This is a genomic window from Ruegeria sp. AM1 (assembly GCF_056540745.1).
This window is the reverse complement of record NZ_JBQFXH010000003.1, coordinates 20,253-47,139: the sequence shown is the minus strand read 5'-3', so window position 1 is coordinate 47,139 and position 26,887 is coordinate 20,253. Positions and strand designations below refer to the sequence as shown.

Genomic DNA, 26,887 nt, shown 5'->3' with positions numbered 1-26,887 from the left:
AAATAAGGAGCACGCACATGCGTCGAGTAGTCGTAACCGGTTTGGGGATCGTCTCCTCCATCGGGAACAACGCCCAAGAGGTTCTGGCCTCACTCAAATCCGGCACGTCCGGGATTGAAGCCAATGAGCAGATGATCGAACATGGCTTTCGCAGCCAGATCGCCGGATCGCTCAAGATCGACGTGACCGAGCATGTGGACAAACGCACGCTGCGTTTCATGGGGCCCGGTGCGGCCTACGCCCATATCGCGATGTCTCAGGCCATCGCTGATTCCGGCCTGAGTGAAGATCAGGTGGTGAACCCGCGCACCGGTCTGGTTGCGGGCTCGGGCGGGCCATCGACCAGTGCCATGCTGACGGCGCATCAGACCGTGCTAAAAAACGGCGCGACCAAGCGGATTGGCCCCTTTGCCGTGCCGAAATGCATGTCCTCGACGATTTCCGCGAACCTTGCCACCCCGTTCAAGATCAAGGGCATTAACTATTCGATCACTTCGGCCTGTACGACTTCGCTGCATTGCATCGGCAACGCGGCAGAACAGATCATGATGGGGAAACAGGATGTGATGTTCGCAGGCGGCGGCGAAGAGCTCGACTGGACCCTATCCTGCCTGTTTGACGCGATGGGCGCGATGTCATCAAAATACAATGACACGCCCGATAAGGCCTCGCGCGCGTTTGACCAGAACCGCGACGGCTTCGTCATCTCTGGCGGTGGCGGCATCGTTGTTCTCGAAGAGCTGGACCACGCGCTGGCGCGCGGTGCCAAAATCTATGCCGAAGTGACTGGTTACGCCGCCACCTCAGACGGTCATGATATGGTTGCCCCCTCGGGCGAAGGCGCGGAACGCGCCATGCGTCTGGCAATGGCTAACGTGCCCGAAGGCCGCAAGGTCGGCTATATCAACGCCCACGGCACCTCGACCCCGGTTGGCGATGTGGGCGAGGTTGAGGCCGTACGTCGCATCTTTGGCGAAGGCAACGTGCCGCCGATCTCATCGACCAAATCGATGACGGGCCACGCGCAGGGCGCCGCAGGCGCGCTTGAAGCGATCTTTTGCCTGCTGATGCTGGACAATGATTTCATTACGCCGTCGATCAATGTCGACACACTAGCCGAAGGCATCTTGCCCGGTGAAATTGCGACTCAAGTAGTTGAAAATGCAGGCTTGGACAGTGTCATGACCAACAGCTTCGGCTTTGGCGGCACAAATGGTTCCATGGTTCTGTCAAAGTATAACGGGTGAATAGGATGTCGGATCAATTAAAAGGCAAACGCGGCCTGATCATGGGTGTGGCCAATGACCGCTCGATCGCGTGGGGCATCGCCAAAGCTATGCACGAGGCCGGCGCCGAACTGGCTTTCACCTATCAGGGCGAGGCGTTTGGCAAACGTCTTGAACCACTAGCCCAGAGCCTTGGCAGCGACTTTATGGTAGATGCGGACGTCACAGACGACGCGTCGCTGGACCGCGCCTTTGGTGAGTTGGGAGAGCGTTGGCCAACCATCGATTTTGTGGTTCACGCCATCGCCTATTCGGACAAATCCGAACTGACCGGGCGGTTTTTGAACACCACCCGCGCCAACTTCAAACATTCGATGGATGTCTCGGCATACTCGTTTATCGAGGTTGCGCGCCGCGCATATCCTTTGATGAAAGACAATGGTGGCACCCTGCTGACACTGACCTATCAGGGCTCGAACAAGGTTGTTCCGAACTATAACGTCATGGGCGTGGCCAAGGCGGCGCTGGAATCGGCGACCCGCTATCTGGCCAATGATCTTGGCCCCGAAGGCATTCGTGTGAACGCCATTTCGCCCGGTCCGATGAAAACGCTGGCCGGAGCGGCCATTGGCGGCGCCCGCAAGACCTATAAGTTCTGCGATCAGAACGCGCCGATGCGCTCAAACGCGACGCTTGAGGCTGTGGGCGGCACTGCGGTCTATCTGGCCTCGGATGCTGGCACCTATACCTCGGGTGAGATTATTCGCGTCGACGGGGGATTCCACGTTCTGGGCATGCCGCAGCCTGATTTCATGTGACCATATCTTTCCCTGCCAGCGCCAAGATTTGAACATCTTTGACCGGCAGGGATTGGGTCATGAGCAAACTTGACCAGATCATTGCAAACAATGCGCGCGCAACCCAGTCCCGCAAGTCAGGACTCAAGGGGGGGCGGGCGCGCATAATGCTGCTGACCCTGACCACCCTGCTGATTTTGTTCGTGTTCTACACGCAGCCGCAGGTGCGCGAGGCTATTCAGCCGTTTCTGAACCAACTGCCCGGGCTGTAATCTCAGCCCTGCGCGTTCACCGAGACAATCTCGATCTCAAAAATCAAATCCTGCCCAGCGAGCGGATGATTTGCATCCAGCGTCACCGTCGTCTCATCGGCTGCGACCACCACAACCGGCAATGCCTGCCCATCAGGTGTCTGCATCTGCAGCTGCGTACCGGGTTCCAGAGGGATGTCTTCGGGAATTCCTTCGCGCGGAATGTCCTGACGCATGGCCGGGTTGATCGGCCCATAGGCATCGACACACGCAATCTCGACCCGTTTCTTCTCGCCGATCTGCATTCCGGGCAGCGCCACCTCCAGGCCCGAGATAACCTCGCCTGACCCGACCGCAAATTCCAGCGGTTCCCGTCCCTCGGAACTGTCAAAGACGTCACCGCCCAGAAGGGTACCGGTGTAGTGAATGCGAACGGTGTCGCCCTGCTTGATCGCGGTCATCGTGGCCTCCGGCCTCGTAAGGAAATGAACGCTAAGCCTAGAGATTGGTACAATATTGTAAACCCTCGGCTCTTTCGCAGCTTTTCCCATTATGCCAACCTGCGCCCGATCAGCGGAGGGATAAATGGCAATCACAACATGCGTGTTCGATGCATATGGCACTTTGTTCGACGTGGCGGCCGCAGCCCGTCAGGCCGCAGCCGAACCCGGGTTCGATACCCTGCGCGAGAAATGGCCTGCATTGGCCAACCACTGGCGTTTGAAGCAATTGCAATATACGTGGTTGCGCGCGGTGGCAGATGCACATGCCGATTTCTGGGACGTCACGCAGGATGGTCTGGACTGGGCGCTTGAGGCTGTGGGGCTGCAGGGCGACATGGCCCTGCGACAACGCCTGCTGGACCTGTATTGGGAGTTGCAGGCCTATCCCGAAGTGCCGACCATGCTGAAGGCCCTGAAAGATGGTGGCCTACAGACCGCGATTCTGTCCAACGGCTCGCCACCGATGCTGGATGGCGCTGTTCAATCTGCAGGTATCGGAGCGGTCCTGGACGATGTCTTGTCGGTCGAAAGTGTCGGCGTCTTCAAACCTCATGTGCGGGTCTATGATCTGGTGCAGCAGAGATTTGGCTGCTCCCGTGACGAAGTGCTTTTTGTCAGCTCAAATGGCTGGGACGCCGCCGGGGCCAGCGGCTATGGCTTTGTGACGGCCTGGGTCAATCGGACTGACGAGCCAATGGATCGGCTGCCCTGGACCCCCGCCCATGTCTTGCCTGATCTGACCTCAATCCCATCGCTTGCAGGGCTGTAATGGCAGATTTCACCACATCTGACGGCCTGCGCCTGTACTTTGAGGATACCGGGGTCGGCACGCCGCTGCTGTGCCTTGCTGGCCTGACCCGGAACAGCGAGGATTTTGGATGTCTCGCACCGCATGTCGCCGATCTGCGGATGATCACAATGGATTATCGGGGACGTGGCCTCTCGGACTATGACCCCGATTTCATGAACTACAATATCCTGCGCGAGGCCCAGGACGCCATCGAACTGCTCGATCATCTGGGTCTGGACCAAACCTATGTGCTGGGCACATCGCGCGGCGGCCTGAACGCCATGGCACTGGCCAGCAGCCACCCGCAGCGCCTCTTGGGTGTGGTGCTGAACGATGTGGGCCCGGTGATTGAACCCGATGGGATCGCCCGGATCATGGAGTTTGTTGGTAAACCGCCCGATGCAAAAACCCATGACCAGATGGCGCAGCTTTTGAAACAGGCGTTAGAGCCCAAGTTCCCCGGCGTGCCACTCTCGGTCTGGACGGCGCGGTCCAGGGCCCAATACAGCGAAACGCCACAAGGTCTGTCCCTGCGATATGACCCGGCGCTGCGCAATGCGCTGATCGAACAGGCCGCCGCCGGACCCCCACCGGATCTGTGGCCTCTTTTCGACGCGCTACGCGGTATTCCCACTGGCGTGATCCGCGGCGCCAATTCCGATATTCTTGGGGCAGCCACCGTCGAACAGATGCACCGCCACCATCCCGGCTTGATATCGGCAGAAATCCCCAACCGCGGCCACGTCCCGTTTATGGACGAGCCGCCCTCCATCGACCTCATTCGCAAGGTACTGAACGCATGAGCACCATCGAGATGATAGAAGCCGCCGCCCTTAGGCTGCAAGGGCATGCCCGGGAAACGCCGCTGCTGAGCTCGCCCTTTCTGGATGAGATCGCGGGCCGCCGGGTGCTGGTCAAACCCGAATGCCTGCAACATACCGGCAGCTTCAAGTTTCGCGGCGCGTGGTCCGCGATATCCGCGCTGGATCAGATGGCGCGCGGGCGTGGCGTCATCGCCTTTTCGTCGGGCAATCACGCGCAAGGGGTCGCCATGGCGGCCGCACAGCATGGCATCCCATCGGTCATCATCATGCCGTCAGATGCCCCGCAGCTGAAAATCGACAACACCCGCGCGCTCGGCGCTGAGGTCATCCTCTATGACCGCGCCACCGAAAGCCGGGAAGAGATCGGCGAAGCGCTGGCCGCCGCGCGCGGCCTGACCCTGATCCGTCCCTATGACGACCCGCAAGTCATTGCCGGTCAGGGAACGACCGGGTTGGAAATCGCCCGTCAGGCGGCTGAACTGGGCGTGACCGAGGGCGACGTTCTGGTCTGTTGCGGCGGTGGCGGGTTGACCTCGGGCGTGGCGCTGGCGCTTGAGAAACGCGCCCCCGGCTTGCGCGCGCGCCCTTGCGAGCCCGAGGGGTTTGACGATGTCAAACGGTCGCTGGCAGCGGGCAGCATTCAGAACAACAACACAACCGCCGGCAACATTTGCGATGCCATCCTGACCCCACAACCCGGAGAGATCACCTTTCCCATTCTGACCCGCCTGTGCGGCCCCGGCCTCGCCGTGTCAGAACAAGAGGCTTTGCAGGCCGTGGCCCATGCCTTCCTGCGCCTGAAGATCGTTCTGGAACCCGGCGGCGCCGTCTCGCTGGCCTCAGCCCTGTTCCGAAAAGACCAGATCGCAGGGGACGCAGTCATCGTTGTTGCCTCAGGCGGCAATGTCGATCCGCAGATTTTTGCCCAAGCATTGGACCTGTTGGCCTGACACGCGGCGGCAGGCCGCACATCCTTCACCCGCACCCGCAATTCAGACAGGAACCAGGACATGAAAATCGCCGATCTCGGGGACGTAAAGCTGCACTACCGGGTCGATGGCGACCCGGATGGCGCGCCAATCGTCTTCGCAAACTCACTGGGAACAGATTTGCGCCTGTGGGATGCTGTCGTGCCCTTGCTGCCTGCCGGGTTACGGATCATCCGGTATGACAAACGGGGGCATGGCCTGTCCTCGCAGCCTCCGGCCCCCTATGCGATGGGCGCGCTGGTGCGGGATGCCGAGCGTTTGCTGGACTATCTCGATATCAAAGACTGCATGTTCGTCGGCCTCTCTATCGGCGGAATGATCGCACAGGGGCTGGCGGTCAAACGCATGGATCAGGTGCGCGCGCTGGTTCTGTCCAACACCGCCGCCAAGATCGCAACGCCCTCGATCTGGCAGGACCGCATCGCTGCGGTCCGCGCGGGCGGGATCGAAGCCATCACCGACGCCACAATGGAGCGCTGGTTTACCAAGGCATTTCGCGACACCCCTGAACATCTGCTCTGGCGCACGATGATGGCGCGCCAGTCGCTCGAAGGATATCTGGGCTGCTGCGAAGCGATTTCGGGCACGGATTTCTACACGCCAACCAGCGGGCTGCGCCTGCCTACTCTTGGCATCGCAGGCAGCGATGATGGCTCAACGCCCCCGGATCTGGTACGCGAAACCATCGACCTTATCCCCGGCGCGCGGTTTGAGCTGATCCGCAAGGCTGGACACCTGCCCTGTGTCGAACAACCCGAGAAATACGCCGCCATCCTTGGGCAGTTTCTGACCGAGACGGGACATATCTAAAGGAGCCTTGATATGGCCGATTTCCTGCTGATCCACGGCTCCTGCCATGGCGCATGGTGCTGGCGCGATCTGATCCCTCAGCTTACGGCGCTGGGTCATACCGCCCGCGCCATTGATCTGCCCAGCCACGGTGCAGACCCGACGCCGATTGCAGAGGTCACGCTGGACAGCTGCCGTGACGCAGTGCTGAACGCCTCGACCCCCGACACCCTTGTCGTCGGCCATTCCTGGGGCGGTTATCCGGTCAGCGCCGCTGCCGAAACATCGCCCAAAGCGATGCGGGCGCTGATCTATCTGTGTGCCTATGTTCCCCAATCCGGCCTCTCGATGATCGAGATGCGAAAGCGCGCGCCGCGCCAGCTGACGGACGGCGCAGTCGAGAAACCCGCCGACGGCCTGTCCTACAGCGTTTACCCTGAGCGGGTGCAGGACCTGTTCTATCACGATTGCAAGCCCGAGATCCTCTCATATGCGCGCCCACGGCTCTGCCCTCAGCCGATCGCGCCGCAAGACACGCCCTTGCGGCTGAGCGATCATTTCGCGCAGGTCCCCAAGGCCTACATCCGGGCGCTGGACGACCGGACCATCCCAACCGAATACGAAGAACAGATGAGCCATTGCGCGCCGCCCGAGATGCGCCTGACCATCGAAAGCTCGTACTCTCCATTCTTTTCGCACCCAGTCAAATTGGCCAGGCTGATGGATCAGATCGCCCGCGCGCTCTGACCGTCATCCGCGCATCCCAGAAGTTACGGGACGTTACGCCGGTTCCTGCAAAGCCTCTCTTTCCAGATGCTGAAACCACCGCTAGGGTCCGTGCAAAGAGTTTGCCCTGGGTCCCATGCGCCTGCCATTTCTGTTTGTTCTCGGTACCGTAATGATCGACGCGATGGGCATCGGCCTTGTCCTGCCGATCATGCCGCAACTGATCGTCGACGTTCAGGGCGGCACCCTGGCCACCGCTGCCATATGGGGCGGTATCCTCAGTACCGCTTTTGCCACGATGCAATTCCTGTTCGGCCCGGTTCTGGGAAATCTGTCAGACGCCTATGGACGCCGAACCGTGCTGCTGGTCTCTCTCTTTGTCATGGCACTGGACTATGTGGTGATGGCCATCGCCGGCAGCATCTGGCTGTTGCTGCTGGGCCGTATCGTCGGCGGCATCACCGCCGCCACCCATTCCACCGCCGCCGCCTTCATGGCGGATGTCTCTGAACCAAAGGACAAAGCCGCGAATTTCGGTCTGCTCGGCGCAGCCTTCGGGTTTGGCTTTGTTCTGGGCCCGCTGCTGGGCGGGGTCCTCAGCGAATTCGGCACACGCGCGCCGTTCTGGGCCGCCGCCGGGCTTTCTGCGCTGGGGTTCCTCGCTGGGTATTGGGTGATGCCCGAAACCGTAACCGACAAAACGCGGCGCGCGTTCAACTGGCGTCGGGCCAACCCGGCGGGTTCACTCCGTGCCATCGCCGGGCTGCCCGGCATTCGACCGATGCTGACGGTCTATTTCCTGTACTCCGTCTCGATCTATGTCTATCCGGCGATCTGGTCGTATTTCACCATCGAACGCTTTGACTGGTCCCCGCAGGTCGTAGGGTTTTCTCTGGGCATCTACGGCATCGGAATGGCGGCGGTGCAGGGTGGGCTGATCCGGCCTGCCACGCGATATCTGGGGGAACGGGTTACAATCATCGTCGGCATGGGGTTCGAAATCGTCAGCTTTGCCCTGCTGGCCTTTCTGACCAGCGGGAAAATTGCACTGATGCTGATCCCGGTCACCGCTCTGGGCGCTGTGGTGACTCCCGCCCTTCAGGCCATGATGTCACGCGCAACGCCGGATTCTCAGCAGGGTGAGCTTCAGGGCGTTCTGGCGGCGCTGCACGCGCTGTCCATGATCCTGTCGCCTCTGGTGATGGCCAGCGTGTTTGCCCAATTCGCAAAGCCGGACGCGCCTGTCTATCTGCCGGGCGCACCGTTCCTTCTGGCCTTGTGTCTGATGCTGGTCGGCCTAGTAGTTTTTCTGCGGTCGCGCCCTGCGATAGCATAACAACGACATATCCATGGCGGTTTCAGCCTTGCGGCAGGTGCTTCGACACGCCACCGTGATCCAAAGCGAATGGGAAACACATGCAAACCATCAAAGCCGCCATATGCCGAACCTTCAACGCACCTCTGGTGATCGAGGATATTCTGATCGCACCGCCCGGCATGGGAGAGATCGAGGTGACCCTCGATGCCGTGGCCATTTGCCATTCAGACATCACCTACGCCAGCGGGGCCTGGGGCGGGTTTCTGCCTGCCGTCTACGGCCACGAAGCGGCGGGTGTCATCACCGCTGTCGGCGATGCAGCGGGTGAGTTTCAGGTGGGCGACTCGGTCGTGGTCACGCTGATCCGCGCCTGCGGCTCCTGCCCTTCTTGTGCCAGTGGTAAGCCGACGATTTGCGAAACGCCCTATGACTCGGCAAATGGTCCATTGCAAACGGCTGATGGCGGCCCGTTGGATCAGGCTATGGCATGCGGCGCGTTTGCCGAAAAGGTTGTGGTCAGCCATCGGCAGATCGTCAAAATCCCAGACACAATGGCCAAGGATGTGGCCTGTCTGCTGTCATGCGGAGTGATCACCGGCGTTGGGGCGGCTGTGAACGCGGCGGGCTTACGCCCGGGGCAGGACGTTGTTGTGATCGGCGCGGGCGGCGTTGGCCTCAACGCGATTCAAGGCGCTAGGCTGGCCGGCGCGCGCCGCATCGTGGCCGTTGACATGACCGATGAGAAACTTGAAATCGCCAAACAGTTCGGTGCCACCCATGGCGTTCTGGCAACTTTGGAGCAACCGTGGAAGGCCGCATACAAGGCGCTTGGCGGCCGTGGGGCAGATGCGGTTCTGATCACGGTTGGGGCAATCCCTGCCTATGATCAGGCCCCGCGCTATCTGGGGCGCGGCGGCAAGGCCATCATGATCGGGATGCCGCATTCAGGTGCAGAAGCCAGCTATGAACCGGTTATTCTGGCGGCGATCGGTCAAGGACTGATCGGCTCGAAAATGGGCGATGTGGTCATTCAGCGTGACATTCCGTGGATGATTGATCTGTACGAACAAGGGCGTCTGAAACTGGACGAGCTGATCTCGGGCCGCTGGTCGCTGGACCAAATTAACGAGGCAATTGAAGACACTAAAACCGGATCGGCCAAACGCAACGTGGTGATCTTTGACAGAGCCCGATAGCCTGATGCATCGCACATAGGAGGACGTCAGATGAAGCTGCTAGACCTCGACATCATCGTGACGGCCCCACCCGCGCCGGGCTGGGGCGGGCGATACTGGATTCTGGTGAAAGTGACGACCGATACCGGGATCACCGGTTGGGGCGAGTGTTATGCGTCTTCGGTCGGCCCTGACACGATGAAGCATGTGATCCGGGACGTGTTCGACCGGCACATGGCTGGTGAAAACCCCGAAAACATCGAATTGATGTTCCGCCGCGCCTATTCCAGCGGTTTTACCCAACGTCCCGACCTGACAGTTATGGGTGCGTTCTCGGGTCTGGAAATCGCCTGCTGGGACATTCTGGGCAAGGACCGGGATCGCCCCGTCCATGCGCTGCTGGGTGGGCAGATGAACGCCCGTATCCGGGCCTATACCTATCTGTACCCCTTGCCGCAACATAACCTGACCGATTTCTGGACCTCCCCCGAACAGGCCGGAGAAAGCGCCGCCGAAATGGTCCGGCACGGCTTCACAGCCGTCAAATTCGACCCCGCGGGCCCCTATACAATGCGCGGCGGGCATATGCCTGCCATGTCCGATATCTCAATGTCCGTCGCGTTCTGCAAGGCGATCCGCGCGGCAGTGGGCGATAAGGCCGATCTGCTGTTTGGAACCCATGGCCAGTTCAATACGGCAGGCGCAATCCGCCTTGGTCAGGCCATTGAGACCTACTCACCGCTCTGGTTCGAAGAACCCACGCCGCCGGACATGATCGAGGACATGGCCCGCGTCGCCCGCAATGTGCGCATCCCCATAGCGACCGGCGAACGCCTGACCACCAAGGCCGAATTCGCTACGGTCTTGCGCGCGGGTGCCGCTGAAATCCTGCAACCGGCTCTGGGGCGTGCCGGAGGTATCTGGGAAATGAAAAAGGTTGCGGCCATCGCCGAGGTCTTCAACGCGCAGATTGCACCGCATCTCTATGCCGGTCCCGTCGAATGGGCGGCCAATGTTCATCTGGCGGCCTCCATTCCCAACCTGTTGCTGCTGGAAACGATTGAAACCCCGTTCCACGATCAGCTGATCAATGGTTCGATCCGCGTTGAAAATGGCTTTGTCACGCCGCCCTCCGCGCCCGGACTGGGAATAGACGTGAATGAGGAACTGGCCCGCGCGCACCCCTATACCGGCGACGCATTGCATCTGCAGATGCAGGAAGACCCGTGCGACTATGTCAACGGCAACAATTTCCAGGGGGGTGCGCCCGCAACCGAGGGGTGACAAGCGCAGGCCAGTTGGGGCATATTTCGCGAATCCCCCAACCTCCGGATCTCATTTCGTGACAGTACAAGACCTAGACCCTCAGGACCTGCCGCCCAAAACACCCGCGGACATGACAGAAAGCGCCGCTCAGGCTGCTGCGTTCCTCAAGACGCTGGCACATGAGGGTCGCCTGATGATCCTGTGCCATCTGGGTGCCGGAGAACGCTCGGTCAGCGAGTTGGAAACGCTGCTTAAGCTGCGGCAGGCTGCCGTAAGCCAGATGCTGGCCCGGCTGCGCGAAGAAGGTCTCGTCACAACGCGGCGCGAGGGAAAGACCATCTACTATTCGCTCAGCGATGGAAAAACCTCGCAGGTGATCGAGTTGCTTTACGGGCTGTTTTGCGCGCCGAACAACCACGGCTGATCAGCTCGCGACATATCCCGCCACAACCTGCAACAGTTTGAACGCTGTCGCCGCGTCATGTTCGACAACCGCCAGGAATTCTTCTTCACCGATCCGCAGGCAGACCAGATCGGTCTCTGCAACCATACTCAGCGCCCGTGGTTCTTTGCGGATCAGACCAAGTTCCCCAACGATTGCCCCGCCACCGACACGGGTAATCAGCTGATCCGGCTCTGACGTTTTCGGCAGATATAGGCCCGCCTCCCCTTCGATGATCATATAGGCGCCGTCTGTCGGCTGATCATCTTTCAGGAAAACGACCTCACCTGACTGTGCTTCGAACCAGCGCGCGCCAAAGGCCAGCAGGCGCAGCTGTCGCCGGTCCAGCCCGGAAAACAGTGGGGCCTGCTCCAGTGCGCGCAGCTTTCTGGCCAAATCCGCCGAAGCCGCGCCATCGCCCTCGACATCCGAGGGTTTCTGGTCCGAAACGACCCGCCCCTGCCGGATCTCAACGAACATATCAAAGACCTCTGGCGTCTCGAACTGGTCGTTCAGATAGATCACCGTGGTTTCAGGCAACAGTTGACGCAGGTTTTTGTAAACCGAAATCTGCGTGTCCATGTCATAGCTGGCCAGCGCGTTTTCGAGGATCAGGATATCGGGCTTCTTGATGGTCGCCCGCGTAAAGGCCAGCGGTTCAGCCAGAACAGCAGGCAGGTTCTGCCCGCCGAGGGCGACGGGCACGTCATAGATAAGCTCGATCACCAGCGGCCGGGCACCATTTTCGGACATGACATCCACGATCAGCTTGCGCGCCTCGTCCGATCGCGCCCCGCCGATCTGGCTGACCTTACCGAACAGCGCATTCTCCATGACGGTCAGGCCCGGCGCGAACTTGGTCACATCCAATGGCACAAATACACCGTTCAGCCGCTCGATCAGCTTGTCCGAATGGCTGTGCCGCAATTCGAGAATCCGCTGTTTCAGCTCGTCGGTAAAGGCAGGTCCGATCTGTTCGGCCGAGATGACAAACGGAACCGCCAGCATATTGGCAAGCTGTGCATCGTCCAGCCCCGCCGCGCCATCTTTGCGGGTCTTTTCGACCAGCTCGACCGCCGCCTCATAGGTCGATGCCTCAAGACCAAGTTTGCGGAACAGGGGGTGATCGGTGCCATCGAGTCCAAAAATCTGACGCAGCATATCGATCACGTCCTGGGTCAGGGCGACAAGGGTTTCATCCAGTCCCAGTTCGCGCAATTGCCCCAGAAACACCGTTTGCCGCGCCAGCAGCTCTTGCGTTACGGGAACACAGGGCGTGGCAAACAGCAGGTTCTCGGCAACAGGCAACGCCGGATTATACGCGGCACGATCGAAAATCAGCGCCTGCTGATCCAGCCCTTCACGGCGTACTGCCTCCTGCACAAGCGGTCGCAATTCGATCAGTTTGCTCGAAAGCGCGGGGTTGTCGGTCGGGTCAAAGACCTGTTCGGTCCCCCGTTGAAACAACGTCGCGCCCGATCCCATGCCATCAATCAGTTGCAGCCACCAGCTGCGCAACAAGCTCGAATTCTCAAAACCGGCCAGTGACGGGTCCAGCCACTCCGTCCGAAAGGGATCGTTGCTGTTTCCCGCGCGCAGCGTCTCGGAAAAATCCGGATCGTCCCCGATATCCGACAGCGGCTTAAAGCGCATCGGCATCATGACGTTGTCGCCAACCGTGCCCTGAAACATCACCGGACGAGAGGTCGCGTGCCCGATCCGGGCTGCCACAACCCCCTGATGTAGCTCTGACAGGTTCACTCCGCCCACCTCTACTCTTCCGGAACTTGGCAGGATTTCTCGGGTTAGTGTCTCGGCCAGCGCCCTGCGATCTTCCTCACTGGGGGCCGCGATACCGATCGTCTTGCCGCCGGGAAAGGTCAGGTCGAGATCGTCCAGAACCTGATTGCCATCCATATCCCTGACTGAGACATGGTTCAGCACGATATCACCGCTCAGCCTTGGACGCTCGGTTGGTTCTCCTTCAAAGAGCTTCTCATCCTGCATGCCGTCGGGGGCAAAGCGTTCGATGACAACCTCCCAGCGCAACGACATGTCCTGGGTCTGGTTGTAATAGGTCAGCAGCTCTTTCCAGGGGGAGCTGAGGTCTTTATACGCCGCCAGCGCAGCGACCAGCGCCCCCAGCGAAACTGATCCCTGCAGCACCAGAAAACCGCCCACCAGATAGAACATGAATGGCGTCAGCTGCGAGATGAAGTTGTTTATGAACTTCATAAAGAACTTCTTCTGATAGATCTCGAACCGGATACCAAACAGCTGCCCCAACTGGTCCGAGATCATGGCCCGGCGATAGCGCCACCCGCCATTGGCGCGCAACGTCGCGGCCCCGGCGGCGTTCTCTCCGATCTGGGCAGCAAGCACGCGCACCTCCTGGATGCGGCGTTTATTCAGCAGGTTGATTTGCTTTTGCAGGCGCGGAATCAACCAGGCCTGCAACGGGATCAGCGCCACCGCAGCCAGCCCGAACCAGAAGCTTTGCAAAAACAGAAACGACAGGATCGTCAGCATCTGCCCCGCCTGCAAAACCGGCTGACTGATAGCATCCCCCATCAGCCCGCCCATCGGTTCGCTTTCGGCGGTGATCATCGACACCAGCTCACCCTGGCTGACGCGTTCAAAATAAGGTTGCGGGAATCTCAGGGCCCTGCTGATCAGCTGATACCGAAACCGGCGCAGCATCCGCTCGCTCAGGACGCCTTTCATGGTGTTGATGCGCATTTTCATCAACCCATGCGCCAGAACCGCCGCAAGGAACCCAAAACACAGAATCATCAGGAACGTCGTCTGTTCCAGGCTATAGCCCCAGACGTTGACGATGGAACTGGAGGCACCGATAGCATCGTTGATGATGCGCTTGGGCAACTCGAGCGTCAGATACAACAGCGGAAACAGCGTCGCCGTCACGGCCAGCAGAACCAGCTGATCGCGTTTTGAATACTTCCAGATAAAACGGAAAATCGTGCGTTCTATAGTGCCTGCCCCTGCAACTGACCCGTGATCCAGCTATGACGATCTTAATCGAGACCTAGCAGAGCGAATTTACTGCATCAGCATCAGGCGAAGCAAATGGTTTCCTATTTTTTTACTTTTATTTAGCTTGTGTGAACTAGTTCATTTGCCTGACGTCAAATTAGTGCCTAGTGTCTGATTCCAGGACGATATCGGGAGGTACTTTTGCCTGCGACTCTTGGCACGTTGCTGCTGTTGCTCTGCTTGCTGCAGATAAAGCACATGTTTGCCGATTTCTATTTGCAAACGCCCAAGATGTTATCCGGGCGTGGCGAATATTTTCACATGGGGCGCGCTCAACATGCTGCCGTGCATGTGGTGGGCTCTATTCTTGCCTTTTTGATTGTTGGCGCGCCTTTGCCGTTTATTCTTGCAATCGTTGCGCTGGAATGGGTCGTTCATTTCAACATCGACTATTTCAAAGCCAGCTATTCCGACAAAAGACGGCTGCAACCCGATCAGGCCGCATTCTGGCGGGCTGCCGGTCTGGATCAATGCCTGCACAACCTGACCTATATCGCGATGGCCTGGGCCTGGGTGAAATTCGTCGTCTGAAGATCAGAGCTCGACCGGTCGGTTGCGTTTGATCGGCCTCAGAACAACATTGGTCTGCGCGCTGGCCACAGCGGGCAGGCGGAACAGGAAATCCTCCAGAAACGTATTGTAAGCTGTCAGGTCAGCGCATAACACCCGCAGGTGATAATCGGCCTGCCCGGTTGTGGCATAACATTCCTGAACCTCTCGGCTGATCTCTATCGCGCGAATGAACTCCACGATCTTTTCCGGGTCATGCCGCGTCAGATGCACATGAACAATCGCCTCGAATGACAGCCCCATGGCCACCGGGTTCACGACGGCCCCGTAACGTTCAACAATGCCTGCGTCTTCCAGCGCCCGCACGCGTCGCCACAGCGCCGAAGCCGACATGTCGACAGCCGCCGCCAGATCGGCATTCGAAATGCGGCTGTCCTTTTGCAGCTGCGTTAATATACGTCGATCGCGGTAATCCAACTGCATCTGATCGGTTTTCCTATCCAGATTTCCCCTCATTACTGAACAATATCTCCACATATTTAGCCTCTGACAAGGCAGAATGGCACATCTTTCCAGCAGAAAAGAATTATCCTCTCATTCCAGTCACCAGCCAGTCGGACCCAAGCGATGAGCCACCCTCAACCCACCCTGCGCACCTATCAACTGAGCGATCGTTATGATCTGACCGAGGGCCGCGTTTTTCTGACCGGCACACAGGCCCTGGCGCGGATCATGATGGATCAGGCAAGGCGCGACAGGCAGGCTGGTCTGAACACGGCTGGGTTTGTTTCGGGCTATCGCGGCTCACCACTCGGGGGCCTGGACCTTGAGCTTTGGCGTGCCAAAGACCGGCTGCAGAACGACCAGATCAAATTCATGCCTGCCGTCAACGAGGATTTGGGCGCAACGGCTGTTTTGGGCGCGCAACAGGCTACGCTGGACCCGCACTGCGCGGTCGAGGGGATCTTTTCCATGTGGTACGGGAAGGGCCCCGGCGTGGACCGATCGGGCGATGCGTTGAAACACGGCAATGCCTATGGGTCATCAGCCAAAGGCGGGGTTCTGGTGGTCGCCGGGGATGACCATGGGTGCGTCAGCTCTTCTATGCCGCACCAGTCTGATGTGGCCTTCATGGCGTGGTTCATGCCAACTCTGAACCCCGCGTCAGTCGAGGAATATCTGGACTTCGGCGCTTATGGCTTTGCCCTGTCGCGTTTCTCGGGCACCTGGGTCGGTTTCAAGGCCGTCTCGGAAACCGTCGAAAGCGCACGCTCGGTCGACCTGAGGCCCGACCGAACCTTCATCTTGCCTGAACTTGACCTGCCCGCAGGCGGCCTGCATGTCCGGTCGGCCGACCTGCCCTCACCTGAAATCGAAACCCGCATCCGGCACAAACTGCGCGCCGTGCGCGCCTTTGCCGAGGCCAATCCGATTGACCGGCGCATCTATGACATCGAAAACGCCAGCTTTGGCTTTGTGACCACCGGCAAAGGTCATCTGGACCTGATGGAAGCGCTGCGGCTGCTGGGTCTGGATGAGGTGGCCTGCCGTCGGCTGGGCATAGACATCTACAAGGTCGGCATGGTCTGGCCTCTGGCCCGGCGCAACGCCCTGCGCTTTGTCAAAGGCAAGGCCGAGGTTCTGGTGGTCGAAGAGAAACGCGGCATCATCGAAAGCCAGTTCAAGGAATACTTTTACGACTGGCCGGGCGACAAGCCGCATAAGATGGTCGGTAAATATGACAGCCATGGCGAACCGCTGATCCCGTGGACGGGCGAGCTCAGCCCCCTGATGCTGGCCCCGATTGTTGCCGCGCGGCTGGATCGCTTTTTCCCGGCAGAGAACCTGCCCGCCAAAGCCCGGGCGCTGACCGACACGCCACCATCGCTGATCACCGTGCCGGGGGCCACCCGCACGCCGTATTTCTGTTCGGGATGTCCGCATAATACGTCGACCAAAGTGCCCGACGGCTCGATCGCAGCCAGCGGCATTGGCTGCCATGTCATGGCCAGTTGGATGGACCGCGAAACCGTCGGGTATGCGCAAATGGGCGGCGAAGGGGTGCCGCATGTGGTGGCCTCCAAGTTCAACGGCGGCAAGCATATCTTTCAGAACCTCGGCGAGGGCACCTGGTATCATTCAGGCTCGCTTGCCATCCGTCAGGCGGTGGCTGCCGACACGAACATCACCTTCAAAATCCTCTACAATGACGCAGTGGCCATGACCGGTGGCCAACCGGTTGACGGCCCGGTCAGTGTCTCGGCCATCGCGCAGACCTGCCGTGCCGAAGGGGTCGAACGGATTGCCATCGTCTCGGATGACATCTCAAAATTCCGCACCGAGGATTTCCCGGCGCGCACCACATTCCATGATCGCGGCGCATTGGACATTGTGCAGCGGGAATTGCGCGACATTCCCGGCGTCACCATCCTGATTTACGAACAAACCTGCGCAACGGAAAAACGCCGCCGGCGCAAACGCGGCACGCTGGACGACCCCAAACGGTTCGTCTGGATCAACGATCTGGTCTGCGAGGGCTGCGGCGATTGCTCGGTCGCGTCCAACTGCCTGAGCGTCGAGCCCCGCGAAACGCCACTGGGCCGGAAACGCAAGATCAACCTAAGCTCGTGCAACAAGGATTATTCCTGCCTGAACGGGTTCTGCCCCAGCTTTGTCACCGTCGAAGGCGGCACGCGCCGCAAGAAAACCGTGGATCTCGACCCCGGCACGCTTACCGCCGGTCTGCCTGATCCCGCCCTGCCGCCGCTGGATCGTCCCTTTGACCTGCTGGCCACCGGGGTTGGCGGAACCGGTGTTGTCACCGTCGGGGCCCTGATCACCATGGCCGCTCATCTTGAGGGGAAAGGCACATCGGTGCTGGATTTCACCGGATTTGCGCAAAAGTTCGGCACTGTCCTCAGCTATATCCGCCTAGGGGCCAGCCCGGCGATGCTCAATCAGGTGCGCATTGATCAGGGCGCTGCGGACGCGGTGATCGGATGCGACGTCGTGGTCAGCTCGGCCCCCAAGGCATCCGCCCATTACAGGAACGGCACGCGAGTCGTTTTGAATCGCGCGGAGATGCCCACCGGTGATCTGGTTTTGCGCCGCGATGCGCAGCTGGATGTTGCGGTCCGCGAACAGGCAATCCGGGATGTGGTCGGCACCGACAACCTGTCAGGCTTTGACGCCAATGGCACCGCCGAGGCCCTGTTGGGCGATGCGGTGTTCGCCAATGTGATCATGCTGGGCTACGCATGGCAGCAGGGCCTCGTGCCGGTATCGCACAGCGCGCTGGAACAGGCGATTGAGCTGAACGGCGTCGCCCCCGATAAAAACCGGCTGGCCTTTGCCGTCGGGCGCGCGCTTGCAGCACAGCCCGAGCGGCTGGCCCAGCACAAAGACACCACGGAAGGTGATGAAACACTGGATCAGATGATCCACCGGCGCGCTGATTTCCTGCGCGAGTATCAGGATGCAGCCTATGCCCGGACATATACTGACCGGATCGCCCATATCCGCGAGGCGCTGCCCGAGGCGCAGGCCCAGCTGCTGCGCAGCGTGGCCAGCAACCTGTTCCGCTTCATGGCCTACAAAGACGAATTCGAGGTCGCGCGCCTGATGAACAGCCCGCACTTTGCCAATGAACTGTCAGAGGCCTTTCAGGGCGATTTCAAGGTCAAGTACCACATGGCCCCGCCTCTGCTGAGCTGGCGCAAAGATGCGGGCGGTCGCCCGCTCAAACGGGCCTTTGGGTCGTGGCTACAGCCGGTTCTGAACGGCCTCTCACGCCTACGCTTTCTGCGAGGAACAGCCCTGAACCCGTTTGGCTATCATGCCGAGGCGCGCCTGCATCGCGATATTCTGGTCTGGTATCAAGGTCTGCTGGATACTCTGCTGGCCCGGTATCAGGAGACCGATGCGAACATCTGGCAGAACATTCTTGACTGCGCAGGTGACATCCGGGGCTATGGGCCGGTTCGGATCAAAGCCGCCGAAACCGCCCGTCAGAAGGCCGCGCAGTTGATCCAAGATCACCTGTCTCAGGCCACCTGATCCAGCACCGACGCCCTGTAGGTTGCCAGCCAACGCTGATCCAGCCGGTCCACAACCTGCGGGTTAAACTGCTCTTCGACCTCCCAATAGCGGCCCGACGGCACCGCGTATCCGATCTCGGCCTCGGCCGCCAATACCTGCGGAACGCCTTGTGTTTCGGGCAAACCGGCAGCCAGCAGGTCCGCTCGAGAGACGCTTGGAAAGGCCAGACGGCTTGCCCCGGTCGACAGCCGCACCACATGGCAGCCCTGCTCTGCCCCCAGCAGCGCCAGTCGCGCCGATTTGGCCTCTAACGAGCGCAAGGTGATGTCAGACCGCAAAGGATCGGCTGTTCCCTGCCCGTAAAAATGCGTGTTGCCCGAACTGGAATAGACCATGTCACATCCCAGATAGGCCAGCACCGAAGGCCGCAGCGCAGCCAGCGCCCAATAGCCAGCAGTGAACGCCATCGTGCCACCGGCATAGACAAACCCGCCATAGGCGTTTTGCGCGGGCACATAATCTTCTGCCGTGATGATCCGCTGGACCGGTCCGATGGCCGGGGGCTGGTTTTCCACAGGAAAATCTTCGGGATGTATCAGAAAATCCCAATCGTCCCGAACGCGCCAAGCGTTATTGATGGCAACCACATGGGTAAAAGGCGCGCGCAACCATTCCCGCGCCTGCAGGGCCGAGGGCGCGCTGCCCAGCACCAGAACCTTCGGACCTTTTTCCATATCGCGATACGCCTTTTCCCACTCCGACAGGGACTTAGTGCGATTTCTTGGGTGCTCTAGCCCAAAACGGAAAAACTGCTTTCCGTATTGATCGGTCGCTTGCGGGAATAGAACCCGACATCGATGCTCTGTTCGATGTAGGGCAGCTCGAACCGCAGCGGTTCCGCGTCGTGGTCGCCGCCATTTTCGCAATACCCAATTAACGCGGCCATCATCTTACCCGCGATGGGGGCGTTTTTGTATTGATTGCCGCTGGTCCCACAGGCCATGTAAAAGCCGGGTAGACTGGATTTGTCATAGATTGGTATCCAGTCGGTCGACGCGTCATACAAGTCCACTACACCGCGCGTTTTTGACGGAATGCCCAGGCTGGGCACACGCTGCGCATAGCGCATGGCTTGCGTGGTCCATTGCTCGGTGAAGTCGCGATCATACTGCACATCATCCGCGCACCATTGGTGCGGATCGCATTCGGGGTCTTCCGAGCCGATCAGGATGTGATTGCCATGTTCGGGTCGGCAATAGCAGGCGATATCGCTGTCTGAAACAATCGTGCCGTCCCGTTCGAAATCAAACCCCTCGGGCGCCGGAACATGCACAACCTCTTGCCGCAGAGGGCGCGTTTCAATGGTCATATCCTCCAACACACCCGCCATCTGGTTGATGATGGATGACCCGGGGCCTGCAACATTGACAACAACCGGCGCATGAACGTCCTCGCCCGAGGCCAGCCGGACGCCGGAAACCCGGCCATTGCTGGTGAGAACTTCGGCGACCTCTGCACCGGTGCGCAGCTCGGCACCCAGCGCCTTGGCGGCATCCATCAGATTTTGTGCCGACAGCGCCGGATCAGTGACATAGCCCGCCTTGGGCCAGTAGACCGCACCCTGCATCTGCGCACCGTTCGGCTGGCCAAATCCGGGGTCTTCCATCTGCTTTGCCGGGGCAAAGCTGTCCAGCGCATAGATCGGCAACCGTTCTCTTATCTGCTCCGGGCTCCAATCCTCGAACGGGCAATGCAGCTCGGTGCTGTATTGCTTGTGCTTTTCCAGAAACCCGTTGGCCTCTGTCTTCATGACCAGACACCCGGTCTCGCGGAACTGCGCCAGATTGGCCTGCTCTGGCAGCCCGAGATAGGCGGCCCAGTCCCGCCAATAATGATATCCTTCCCAGGCAAAGGCGGTGCCGTCAAAGGTGGAATAGTGCATCCGAATGATCGCGCACGACCCCGCGGTTGAGCCATGGCCCACCTGTGTATTGCGATCCAGTGACAGGGTTTTCCATCCGGCCTTGGACATCTCAAACGCAATGGCCGCGCCGATCACGCCGGTTCCGATGATGATTGCTTCCGGTTGGCTCATGATGGATCGCCCTCCCAATAACGGCGCGCATAGGCGCTGAATTCGTCGATTTCTGCCTGCTGCGGCTCAACCCCGGTAAAGACGTAAAGGTAGTGCGGCACCAGTGACAGCCGCGTCGCCAGCGGTTCGTTCAACTGTGCAAGGTCATAGCCGATCTGCATGTAGTACAGCACCCGCGCCCGCGTTTCTGCCTCGTCCGCCGGGTATCCGAAGCGGGCGAACATCGCATGCAACGCCTCAAGCCGCCGCGCGTCCGACTGATCCAGCATCCGCCGCACCTTGCCCGACCGGCGCGCCCAGTCGCGCACCGCGAAATCCAGCGCTGTATCGAACAGCGCGGTATTCACAACGCAGCGATGCACGTTGCAGACAGCCGCCGTTATGGTCTGAGCCTCAGCCTCGGTCTGCGCGATCAGAGCCGCCGTATTCGTCGCCTGCCAGCGCGCCAAGAGCGCGTCCAGCAGCTCCTGCCGGGACTTGAAATACCAATAAAAGGACGAGCGCGAGACGGCCATCCGCTCAGCCAGGTTCAAAACCTTGACCTGCTCGACCCCGTCCGAGATCAGCACATCCATGGCCACGTTCAGCCAGTCATCGCGCGTGACTTTGACATTGCCTCCCAAGGGTTCGGCATCCGGGTCGTCTCGGTGAAGAACTGGTTTTGTCGTCATTCTCGTTGCCCCCGATCAGCTTTCCGGCGATGCGCCGCCCTCTTCCGTACGCCGCGCGATAAAGGCGCGCAACGCCTCGACTCGGTCCGGGTCATGACGCGGAGGCTCAAAGTTCTGCACAATCGACTTCCAGACGTCAGTGGCCCGTTGATTTGCATCCACCGCCCCGCGCTCGCTCCATGTACCGAAATTCGACCAGTCACCCACCAGCGGCTCGTAAAACTGGGTCTGATATCGCTCCATCGTGTGCCCGGCCCCAAAGAAATGGCCTGAGGGCTGAACCTCGCGCAACGCATCCAGCGCGATATCAGCATCGGTGGCCGGGGTGCCCGCGCACAGTTCGGCCACCATCTGCAGGACCTCCAGATCGGTGATAATCTTCTCAAAGGACACGGTCAGCCCACCTTCCAGCCACCCGGCGGAATGAATCACCACCGTCGCCCCCGCCATCAGGCAGCCCCAAAGGCCGAACTGCGTCTCATTCGCGGCCTGCGCATCGTTGATATTGGCAGCACTTCCCCCGGCACAACGCCACGGCAACCCGAGCTTGCGCGCCAGCTGCCCCGCGACCAGCGAAGCGGTGAAATGTTCCGGTGTTCCAAAGGCCGGTGCGCCCGATTTCATGTCTACATTGCTGGTAAACGTACCATAACAGACAGGCGCGCCGGGATTGGCCATCTGGGTCAGAGTGATGGCGGCCAGCGCTTCGGCGTGACTCAGCGTCATGGCGCCAGCAACGGTGATCGGGGCCATCGCCCCCATCAGGGTAAAGGGCGTTACAATCGACATCTGGCCCGCGCGGGCAAAGTCGATCAGCCCCTGCGCCATCGGCATGTCGATCACACGCGGCGAGTTGGTGTTGATGATCGTATAACACCATGGCTGCGCGCGGAATTCATCATCCGACAATCCGCGAAAGCCGCGGATCATTTCAAATCCATCCAGCACCTGCGGTGTCCCACGCGCGTAGATGAATGGCACCTTGTCGCTCAGCGTCAGCTCTGCCTCGGTCATCGCGTAGTGACGCAGATGCATCGGAATGTCCTGCGCCTCGACCAGCGGGGGCACCATATGCAACACGTCAAAATGCTGAGTGATCTGAACCATCTCGCGAAAATCGCTGAGCGTTCCGGGCCGCCGTCCGCGCTCCAGATCGGTTGCGTGCGGGGCACCCGCGCCGGGCTGAAACACCAGCCGCCCCAGTTCCAGCGTGATATCCCGATCCGGCACAGCGCCTTTCATCTGGATGGAACGGGGTGCGGTCTTCAGCTCCGCCTCAACCATATCGCGCCCGATATAGACCATCTCATCCTGCACCCGCGCTCCGCCCTGTTGAAACAGCTTGCGTGCCTCGGGCAGCAGAACCTTGATGCCGATCTCTTCCAGCACGCGCAGCGATGCCTCGTGCAACGCTTCGATCCGATCCTCGGAAAAGGCAGCCATGGGCGGAAACGGGTTGCGCAGGGTACGATAGTCCACGTGCCGTTGCGGCGTATCCGCAGCGGCGGTGCGCGCTCTGCGACCCCGGCGCGTCATGCACGCATCGCCTTGCCCTGCGGATCATATGGCGATGGCGCGACAACGCGCGCGGGCCGTTCAACGCCCACCACATGTACCGACAATTCTGTCCCCGGCGCGGCCTTGTCGCGATTGACCAGCGCCATGGCCAGCGACTTGCCAAGATAATGCCCGTACCCACCCGAGGTGACAAAACCCACGCGCTCATCCCCGGACCAAACCGGTTCATAGCCGCTGGCATCAGCGTCCAGCGCGTCTACCTCCAACGTCACCTGCACTTGATCCGGACCGTTCCCATCACGCTCGGCCATCGCTGCATCCTTACCGACGAAGTCCTTATCCCAGTCGACCCAACGGCTCATGCCCGTCATGCCCGGCGTGTAGGCTTGTGTGAACTCGGCTGACCAGATGCCAAAGCTCTTTTCGAGCCGCGTCGACAGCATCGCGTTGAACCCGCACTCGCGGATGCCCTCATCGGCGCCAGCCTGCAACAGCATCCGGCGCAGCTTGATATGATCGCCATAGCGGCAGTTGATCTCATACCCTTTCTCGCCCGTCACAGACATCCGCGCGACACGGGCGCGGACCAGACCAATGTCGAAATCGCCGCAGCCCATGAATTTCAGGCCCGAAATATCCTGTTCCGCCAGTCTCTCGACCACCGCCTGCGATTTCGGACCAACCACGGCAAAGCCGCAATATTCCTCGCCCAGATCACGCACCGAAACGCCGTCGATCATGTGATCGTCAAACCAGCGCATATGCCAGGCGCGCAGGTAGTAACTGCCCATGATCCACCACGTGCCATCGCCCCAGTTCAGCACCGTCAGGTCCCCTTTGAGTCGCCCAGTCTCGCCCAGCATCGGGGCCAGCTTGGCACGCCCCGGCGCAGGCAGTTTCGACGCCATGATCTTATCCAGCCAAATCTCGGCATTAGGTCCCGACACCTCGAACCGCGAAAAGCCCGAGATATCCATCAGACCCACGCCCTCGCGGATCACCCGGCATTCCTCAGCCACGATCTCATGCGCGTTTGACCGTTTGAGCGTTGGCGTTTCCTCGAACCCTTTCGGCGCGAAATACAGCGGAACCTCCAGATCCCAGCTGACACCCCATTTGCATCCCGCCTCGGTCATCGCATCGTGGGCTGGGGCCATCTTCAGCGGGCGACCGGCCGGCAGTTGCTCGTTCGGATAGGTCATCACGAACCGGCGGGAATAGAACTGCCCCGTCGTTTCACGAATGTATCGCTTGTTCTGCGCATAATCGCCATAGCGCGCCACATCCATCGGCCAGGCGTCAGCCTCGGGCTCGCCATGAATCATCCATTCGGCCAGCGTCTTGCCAACGCCGCCACCCTGCAGGAACCCGGCCATCACCGCACAGGCCGACCAATACCCGCGCTTGCCCGGCACCGGTCCGACCAAAGGGTTACCGTCGGGCGAGAAGGTAAACGCCCCGTTCACCCATGTCTTGATGCCGACATTCTGGATCGACGGATACCGCTCAAAGCCCAGCGTCAGCTCATTTTCGATCCGCTCCAGCTGTTCCTGAAACAACTCTTCGCCATAGGTCCACGGCGCGCCGTCCATGGCCCAATGCTCGTGATCGACCTCATAGATACCAACCAGAACTCCCTTCTGATCCTGTCGCATATAAGTGAAGCCTTCCAGGTCGACTGTCATCGGCATCTCAAAATCGGCTTCGGCCACCTCGGGGATGGTATCCGTGATCAGATAGTGGTGCTTCAGCGGCGACACCGGCAGTTCGATCCCCGCCATGCGCCCGACCTGCTTGGCCCAAAGGCCCGCTGCGTTGACCACGTGCTCGCAAGTTATAGTGCCCTTGTCGGTCACCACTTGCCAGCCATCGTCGGTCTGGATCAGTTCCTCAACCTTGGTCTCTTCATAGTATTCCGCACCGCGCTTCTTGGCCGCTGTTGCATAGGCCTGCACGGTGCCGGTAGTGTCGATATACCCCTCGCGGTCGGCCCACATCGCGCCCAGCACGCCATCGGTGGACATGATGGGACAGCGTTTCTGCGCCTCCTCGGGCGAGAGCAGCTCACAATCATCAATGCCAATGGACTGGAAGATACGATAATTCGATTGCAACCATTCCCACCGTTCGGGCGTACCGGCCAGCGTCAGCCCCCCGGTCATATGCAGACCGATATTCTGACCGGATTCCTTTTCGATCTCACTCAGCAGGTCAATGGTATAAGCCTGCAAAGACGCCATATTGGGATCAGCATTCAACGCGTGAATACCCCCCGCCGCATGCCATGAGGACCCCGAGGCCAGACGCCTGCGTTCAAGCATGACCACGTCCGACCAGCCGAACTTGGCCAGATGATACAGAACCGAGGCGCCCACGACGCCGCCCCCGATGACCACAACGCGATACTGAGATTTCACCCCGACCTCCCATGGATGAGACAGGGTGACGCTAATCGCACTGTTCACCTCTGTCTAGACATTTCTGTCCAGACTGATCAGCAAGGCCCTCTGCCCTTAGAGGCTCGCGCTGGGGCGGGATTGAACCTTGTCGAACCAGGCTTGCGTGGCCCGGTTCCCATCGGGAATGCGCATTTTGATCACGCGTGCGAAATCCACGAAAACAAATGCGGTGATATCCGCGAACGAGAATCCGTCGCCCGCAATATAGACGCTGTCCTCTAACCGGCGCTCCAGCAGATCAAAAAACACCGGCACACGGGCCGCGCTGCGCTGCGCCAACTCCGGGATTTGCTCGTAATTCACCGGGCCGGGGATTGCGCGCCCCTTGAAGGCCGGATGTGTATTGCGCAACGTCTCGCCAATCGGAGCGCCACCCTGCTGCTCGACAATGGCGTTCCACATCAGAACCAGCCCCTTTTCATCGGCCGTGCGCCCCATCAGCGGCGGCTTGGGAAACTGGGCCTCGAGATATGCGGCAATGCCGTGGTTTTCCGTCAGCACCGTCCCCTCATCCGTCACCAGCGTCGGAAGCGTCGCACGGGGGTTTATCGCGCGAAACGCCGTGTCCAGCTGCGCGCCTTCGGCAATCGAGATGTCCCGGGTTTCAATGTCCAATCCCTTTTCGGCAATGAACATCCGGGCGCGGCGGGGGCTTGGGGCGGTGGAGCAATCGTAAAACAGCATCAATGCGATCCTTCTTTCTGGAAATGCCAGAAGGTTAGACCGCATTCATCAGCGGGATCGAGTCACTTCTCCCGATGACCCGACTACACCATGATCAGCGGCGGTAGATGAAACACCGCCCGTCCACCGCCCCTTCGGGCAGTGGCAGCTCGGTCAGACCCTCGAAATACATGCGGTCGCTCGACACCATCAGCCCGTCGGGGGCCAACAGCGGCTCGATCAGGGGCGAGACAAACCGGGCAAAGGCGTCGTTCTTTTCCCGATTGTGCCCACCCAGATCTGCATGGATCAGGCTGGCCGTGGCCCCGAACCGATCCACCGAGGCCGGCAGCGTTTCGCGGACATCCCCCAGAATAAGCTGCGCGTCATCCGGCGTTGAATCGGGATGCGAGGCAACAGCACGTTCAAAAACAAAGACCGGTCGACCCTGTATCCGCTGCATCATGTGGTGAAATGTACGCCCGTTCCCCAGCCCCAGTTCGAACACCGGGCCGTGCTGATCAGAGGTTTGATCAATGGCAAAATCCAAACAGGCGCGCTGAGACACCATGCGGTCGATGAACAGATCCAGACGGCTTTGATTGTCGGGCACGTTATAATCTCTCTTTGATACCATTCGGCGCCAGGTTGGGGCCGAACCTGCCTTAGATGGCAAAAACTCAACACTTTGTGTAGGTGCACAGGCCCGAATTTCACAATTTCGCGACAATTCCCCCCAAGAAGGTGTTTGACTAGTCAGGCACAAGCGCGCGAAACTGTGCC

General features: G+C 60.1%; 24 protein-coding genes. 14 read left to right on the top strand and 10 right to left on the bottom strand.

What is annotated here, in order from left to right:
• Positions 1-17 precede the first annotated feature (17 nt).
• From fabB to ACR0I7_RS10640, 3 genes are read left to right on the top strand one after another with little or no spacing between them, the layout of a single operon-like run.
• Positions 18-1,247, top strand: coding sequence for a beta-ketoacyl-ACP synthase I (gene fabB, locus ACR0I7_RS10650; protein WP_480510789.1), 1,230 nt, complete (start codon positions 18-20; stop codon positions 1,245-1,247).
• 5 nt (positions 1,248-1,252) lie between these two features.
• Positions 1,253-2,044: an enoyl-ACP reductase FabI gene (locus ACR0I7_RS10645; protein ID WP_480510787.1), complete on the top strand. Its 792-nt coding sequence runs from the start codon at positions 1,253-1,255 to the stop codon at positions 2,042-2,044.
• A gap of 59 nt (positions 2,045-2,103) precedes the next feature.
• Complete coding sequence (locus tag ACR0I7_RS10640) at positions 2,104-2,295, top strand: hypothetical protein (RefSeq protein WP_480510785.1); 192 nt, start codon at positions 2,104-2,106, stop codon at positions 2,293-2,295.
• A gap of 2 nt (positions 2,296-2,297) precedes the next feature.
• Here the strand turns inward: ACR0I7_RS10640 and ACR0I7_RS10635 are convergent, their stop codons facing one another.
• Positions 2,298-2,735, bottom strand: a complete 438-nt coding sequence (locus ACR0I7_RS10635; protein ID WP_480510783.1) for an FKBP-type peptidyl-prolyl cis-trans isomerase — start codon at positions 2,733-2,735, stop codon at positions 2,298-2,300.
• 124 nt (positions 2,736-2,859) lie between these two features.
• On the opposite strand from ACR0I7_RS10635, the gene ACR0I7_RS10630 reads away from it, so the two are divergent.
• From ACR0I7_RS10630 to ACR0I7_RS10590, 9 genes are all read left to right on the top strand, one after another.
• Positions 2,860-3,546, top strand: a complete 687-nt coding sequence (locus ACR0I7_RS10630) for a haloacid dehalogenase type II (RefSeq protein ID WP_480510781.1) — start codon at positions 2,860-2,862, stop codon at positions 3,544-3,546.
• Positions 3,546-4,370, top strand: coding sequence for an alpha/beta fold hydrolase (locus tag ACR0I7_RS10625; RefSeq protein ID WP_480510779.1), 825 nt, complete (start codon positions 3,546-3,548; stop codon positions 4,368-4,370). Before ACR0I7_RS10630 ends, ACR0I7_RS10625 begins: the two co-directional genes overlap by 1 nt.
• Positions 4,367-5,341: a threonine ammonia-lyase gene (locus ACR0I7_RS10620; protein WP_480510777.1), complete on the top strand. Its 975-nt coding sequence runs from the start codon at positions 4,367-4,369 to the stop codon at positions 5,339-5,341. The genes ACR0I7_RS10625 and ACR0I7_RS10620 overlap by 4 nt, the downstream gene beginning before the upstream one ends.
• Before the next feature lie 60 nt (positions 5,342-5,401).
• Positions 5,402-6,190, top strand: a complete 789-nt coding sequence (pcaD, locus tag ACR0I7_RS10615) for a 3-oxoadipate enol-lactonase (protein WP_480510775.1) — start codon at positions 5,402-5,404, stop codon at positions 6,188-6,190.
• A 12-nt stretch (positions 6,191-6,202) separates the two neighbouring features.
• A complete protein-coding gene (locus ACR0I7_RS10610; RefSeq protein ID WP_480510773.1) occupies positions 6,203-6,916 on the top strand; it encodes an alpha/beta fold hydrolase in 714 nt (237 codons plus the stop codon).
• 115 nt (positions 6,917-7,031) lie between these two features.
• Positions 7,032-8,231, top strand: coding sequence for a TCR/Tet family MFS transporter (locus ACR0I7_RS10605; protein WP_480510772.1), 1,200 nt, complete (start codon positions 7,032-7,034; stop codon positions 8,229-8,231).
• An 80-nt stretch (positions 8,232-8,311) separates the two neighbouring features.
• A complete protein-coding gene (locus ACR0I7_RS10600; RefSeq protein WP_480510770.1) occupies positions 8,312-9,409 on the top strand; it encodes a Zn-dependent alcohol dehydrogenase in 1,098 nt (365 codons plus the stop codon).
• A gap of 30 nt (positions 9,410-9,439) precedes the next feature.
• Entirely contained in the window at positions 9,440-10,672 is a 1,233-nt protein-coding gene (locus ACR0I7_RS10595) for a mandelate racemase/muconate lactonizing enzyme family protein (protein WP_480510768.1), read from the top strand.
• A gap of 112 nt (positions 10,673-10,784) precedes the next feature.
• On the top strand, positions 10,785-11,078 hold the full coding sequence (locus ACR0I7_RS10590; RefSeq protein ID WP_480511169.1) for an ArsR/SmtB family transcription factor: 294 nt from the start codon (positions 10,785-10,787) through the stop codon (positions 11,076-11,078).
• On the opposite strand, the gene ACR0I7_RS10585 is transcribed toward ACR0I7_RS10590, so the two are convergent.
• On the bottom strand, positions 11,079-14,075 hold the full coding sequence (locus ACR0I7_RS10585) for an ABC transporter transmembrane domain-containing protein (protein ID WP_480511168.1): 2,997 nt from the start codon (positions 14,073-14,075) through the stop codon (positions 11,079-11,081).
• Between the two features lie 216 nt (positions 14,076-14,291).
• Between ACR0I7_RS10585 and ACR0I7_RS10580 the strand changes: the two genes are divergently transcribed.
• Positions 14,292-14,681: a DUF3307 domain-containing protein gene (locus ACR0I7_RS10580; protein ID WP_480510766.1), complete on the top strand. Its 390-nt coding sequence runs from the start codon at positions 14,292-14,294 to the stop codon at positions 14,679-14,681.
• 3 nt (positions 14,682-14,684) lie between these two features.
• Here ACR0I7_RS10580 and ACR0I7_RS10575 read toward each other — a convergent pair whose 3' ends face one another.
• Complete coding sequence (locus tag ACR0I7_RS10575; protein ID WP_480510764.1) at positions 14,685-15,143, bottom strand: Lrp/AsnC family transcriptional regulator; 459 nt, start codon at positions 15,141-15,143, stop codon at positions 14,685-14,687.
• Positions 15,144-15,287: 144 nt separating this feature from the next.
• Between ACR0I7_RS10575 and ACR0I7_RS10570 the strand changes: the two genes are divergently transcribed.
• Positions 15,288-18,716, top strand: a complete 3,429-nt coding sequence (locus ACR0I7_RS10570; RefSeq protein WP_480510762.1) for an indolepyruvate ferredoxin oxidoreductase family protein — start codon at positions 15,288-15,290, stop codon at positions 18,714-18,716.
• Here ACR0I7_RS10570 and ACR0I7_RS10565 read toward each other — a convergent pair.
• From ACR0I7_RS10565 to ACR0I7_RS10535, 7 genes are all read right to left on the bottom strand, one after another.
• A complete protein-coding gene (locus ACR0I7_RS10565) occupies positions 18,704-19,432 on the bottom strand; it encodes a hypothetical protein (protein WP_480510760.1) in 729 nt (242 codons plus the stop codon). The two genes, ACR0I7_RS10570 and ACR0I7_RS10565, sit on opposite strands and share 13 nt — an antisense overlap.
• A gap of 56 nt (positions 19,433-19,488) precedes the next feature.
• On the bottom strand, positions 19,489-20,793 hold the full coding sequence (locus ACR0I7_RS10560) for an NAD(P)/FAD-dependent oxidoreductase (protein ID WP_480510758.1): 1,305 nt from the start codon (positions 20,791-20,793) through the stop codon (positions 19,489-19,491).
• Positions 20,790-21,464, bottom strand: a complete 675-nt coding sequence (locus ACR0I7_RS10555; protein ID WP_480510756.1) for a TetR/AcrR family transcriptional regulator — start codon at positions 21,462-21,464, stop codon at positions 20,790-20,792. The genes ACR0I7_RS10560 and ACR0I7_RS10555 overlap by 4 nt, the downstream gene beginning before the upstream one ends.
• A 15-nt stretch (positions 21,465-21,479) precedes the next feature.
• Complete coding sequence (locus tag ACR0I7_RS10550) at positions 21,480-23,000, bottom strand: trimethylamine methyltransferase family protein (RefSeq protein WP_480510754.1); 1,521 nt, start codon at positions 22,998-23,000, stop codon at positions 21,480-21,482.
• A complete protein-coding gene (locus ACR0I7_RS10545; RefSeq protein ID WP_480511167.1) occupies positions 22,997-25,399 on the bottom strand; it encodes a GcvT family protein in 2,403 nt (800 codons plus the stop codon). Before ACR0I7_RS10545 ends, ACR0I7_RS10550 begins: the two co-directional genes overlap by 4 nt.
• A gap of 96 nt (positions 25,400-25,495) precedes the next feature.
• Positions 25,496-26,125, bottom strand: coding sequence for a glutathione S-transferase (locus ACR0I7_RS10540; RefSeq protein WP_480510752.1), 630 nt, complete (start codon positions 26,123-26,125; stop codon positions 25,496-25,498).
• Between the two features lie 94 nt (positions 26,126-26,219).
• Positions 26,220-26,741 (bottom strand): class I SAM-dependent methyltransferase, encoded by a 522-nt coding sequence (locus tag ACR0I7_RS10535; RefSeq protein WP_480510750.1) that lies wholly within the window; start codon positions 26,739-26,741, stop codon positions 26,220-26,222.
• Positions 26,742-26,887 lie beyond the last annotated feature (146 nt).